The 3,385-nt window shown below is 45.9% G+C and carries 2 protein-coding genes; both read left to right on the top strand.

Features of this window, described 5'->3' with window-relative positions; genetic code table 11:
* Positions 1-2,494, top strand: a 2,494-nt coding sequence (locus JFN88_RS14570) for an RHS repeat-associated core domain-containing protein (protein WP_233167867.1), incomplete at its 5' end; no start/stop codon positions are given.
* A gap of 14 nt (positions 2,495-2,508) precedes the next feature.
* Entirely contained in the window at positions 2,509-3,135 is a 627-nt protein-coding gene (locus JFN88_RS14565; protein ID WP_199020016.1) for a hypothetical protein, read from the top strand.
* The last annotated feature ends 250 nt before the right edge of the window (positions 3,136-3,385 follow it).

The raw sequence follows: 3,385 nt of genomic DNA, 5'->3' as shown, positions 1-3,385 counted from the left end.
TCAAGTGACGGCGGCCGACGAGACGGGCGTGACGAGCATCGTACGATGGAACCCCTTGGGCCTGAAAGTGGCGGAAGGGATTATGGGCAAAGGAATGGCGACGTACGTTTACGACGCTTATGGACGATTGAGCTACAGCGACGATGCGGCTGGGAATCGAACCTCGTATACGTATGATGTCTGGGACCGGATCGTCCGTACGCAGTTCCCGGGTGCCAATAACGCGTTCGCCACCGCTCTCTACAATGATATTCAGCGCACCGTTCAAACGACCGACCCAGAGGGCAGCCTCACTAAAGAAACGTTGGATCTGCTCGGGCGTCCGATCAAGCAAGAAGCGATGAACGCTGCGGGCGCCGTGAAAAGCAAGGCCGAGTATACGTATGACTACGCGGGCAATCTGATCACGCAAAAGGATGCCAAAGGGTTCACGACCACTTATGCCTACGATATCCTCGGGCGTCTGGTAACCGTCACGGACCCGGAGGCCAATGCGACGAACTATGTGTATAGTCTGGCCGGGAACTTGAAAGAAACGAAATACCCGGACAATACGCAAATGACGAAGCAGTACGACCAAATGGGCCGCGTCATTCGCAAAACCGATCCTGCGGGCGGAGTAGAAACCTATGTTTATGATGCCAACAGCAATCTAACGAAGGTTGTAGACCGTAAAAATCAGGCGCGCACGTATGCGTACAATAACCGGGATCGGCAAATCTCCAGCACCACGAATCAGGAAACAATTACGATGGGTTACGATGCGGCGGGTCGCCGGCTCCGGATGCAAGATGGAACGGGGACCACGAAATACAGCTATGAAGCAGGATCCGGCTGGCTGCAATCCGTCACGTACCCGGATAACCGTAAAACCGAGTATGAATACGATAGCCAGGGCAAACGGACAAAAATGACCGGCCCATTTGGCGTCGTGAGCCTGTACCAGTACGATGTAAGAAATCAACTGGAGGCTGTAGGTTCCGCGGCCAACGTGTGGGATGCCACTTACACCTACCAGAAAAATGGACGTGTTGCTTCGGCTGAGCTTCGTAATGGAATTCGCTCGACTTACGGCTATGATGAACGAAATCTGACGTCGCTCATCCATACAAAAGCGGGAAGCACGCTGGAGGCGTTGAGCTATCGGTATGACCAAAACCGTAACCAGACCGGCAAAACCGAGAGGGGTACCGCCTATACCTTTGGCTATGACCCGTTAAACCGGATCGCGACATCAACCCAATTTAATGAGACCTACACCTATGATCAGCGCGGGAATCGAAAATCGTTAACAAGTGATGCACCTCCGGAAATGGCGAATATGAGCTACGCTTATGATGACCGGGATCGGTTAACGAAGGTTGTAACGGAAAACAACCAAACGGTCACGTACCGTTATGACGGAGATGGCTTGCTAACGGAGCGAACCGAAGCGGGCGTAACCACCCGTTATTACTATGATGGAGCGGACATCATAGCGGAAGGAACCGTAACGAATGGAGCGGTCACGCACAAAGCGAGCTACATCCGAGGAAAGGGATTAGTAGCCCGGGTGGATGCCAGCGGCAGCCGGGCGTACTATTCCCATAACGGTCACGGCGATGTGACGCAGCTAACCGACCAAGCGGGCAATGTACTCAGCAGCTACACGTATGACATGTGGGGCAATCCAATAACGGCGAGTGAAACCGTGCCGAATCTATTTAGATATAGCGGAGAATACTGGGATGAGACGACTGGATTGCAATACCTGAGGGCCAGATGGTACGATCCGAGTGTAGGGCGGTTTATGAATGAGGATACGTATGAAGGGGAGATTACGAATCCGCTGACGTTGAATTTGTATACGTATGTTCATAATAATCCGTTGATTTATAGTGACCCAAGTGGGAACAAGGCTTGGTTAATTCACGGTACTTGGTCAAATCCAGATACTTGGACTCCTAAATTTGTAGAATATGTAGAAGGGCTCTTTAATGAGTCAAGTAGGTCCTTGGAATGGACTGGAGGAAATACAACAGGGGCTCGTTCAAAAGCGGCAAAGGATTTTTTGAAAGAAGTATATGAATGGCACTTGAAAAACCCAGATGACCCAATACGATTAATTGGTCATAGCCATGGTGGGAATGTTGCAATCATGTTGGCTAATCTATTAGCAGAAAAAGGAATGAAAGTAGAGACTTTGATTACAATCGCCACTCCGGTAAGGGGGTACCGATTGGATAAAAACACATCTGTTGGCCAACATATTCAACTATATAATAAAGCGGATCAAGTTCAATTAAATGGTGGGAGTATTTGGAATTTAGGTTCTACTTTAACCCGTGAATTTAAAGGCGCAGAAAATGTGAGAGCCAAAGATGCTGAAAAACCAGGGGTCTTTAGTCCAAACGGAGGACCTATTGATTCCCACTCAAGTATGCATAGTAATATAGACATATGGAAGAAATATATCGAACCGAAGTTGAAAAAGAAAAACTATAGTTTCAAATAAAAAGGAGGACGAGTATGCCACTATGGTTAAGATTTGTCATCATAGCTATTATCGTACTTAGTGTCTTATCATTGTTATGGTTTTTAATAGGTTCAACAGCCTATCTCCAAAGAGGTATGGATATTATCGGGACTACTTATTTGTTGTTCGCAGGTATTCCCGTTCTCTTGATCGTTGTATTGTTTATCAAACTACTCATTAAAGGATGGACTACAACAAGCGGAATACCTACTATTGGCATTTATGTGGGGATAGTAATTTCATTATTGCTCTCTGTTGTACTGATTCAAAGCGTAAGTTCTCATGGTTGGTCAAAAGAAAAGATGCGGAGTGATTCAATAAAAATCACGACTGATGGCAAGTATGAATATCGAATTGATTTAATTAATTTATTTCAAAGAAACAGTACCGCGAGGCTGTATTTAAAGGATGTTGATTCTAGAGAGGAAATGAATATCCCTGTAAACATTCAGACACGCAATATTATAACGCTTAGTGTTGGTAAGGTTAACCACTGGATATTGCTTGAACCAACGGATAAGCCTTCTCGTTACATTTTGACTACCACCAAAGAGTTGCGTATACCGGAGGAAAAGTTTGAAATCGATGTTGTGACAAGAATTACGAGAAAACTGGAATAGCTAACTCATTTTGGATACCACATGTGAATGTAACAACTCCATGTGGTTTCTTTTTTTGATAACGTCCCCCACCCAGTGCCGAATGAATCGTGCGGCTCAGTCCAAAAGAACTTATCCTTCATCACCCCCATATGAAATTCCCTAAATAGGATTGTACGCACGTAAATACTTTAATTTTATAACCTAACTAACGAATCAGAGTTACATCTAACAGGTTCATTATGGTCAGATACTATCATGATTGACCTGT

The sequence above is a fragment of the Paenibacillus roseus genome (assembly GCF_016424485.1).
Classification (GTDB): domain Bacteria; phylum Bacillota; class Bacilli; order Paenibacillales; family Paenibacillaceae; genus Paenibacillus_D; species Paenibacillus_D roseus.
The sequence above is the reverse complement of the archived record's forward strand: the minus strand, read 5'-3'. Positions and strand labels throughout refer to the sequence as shown.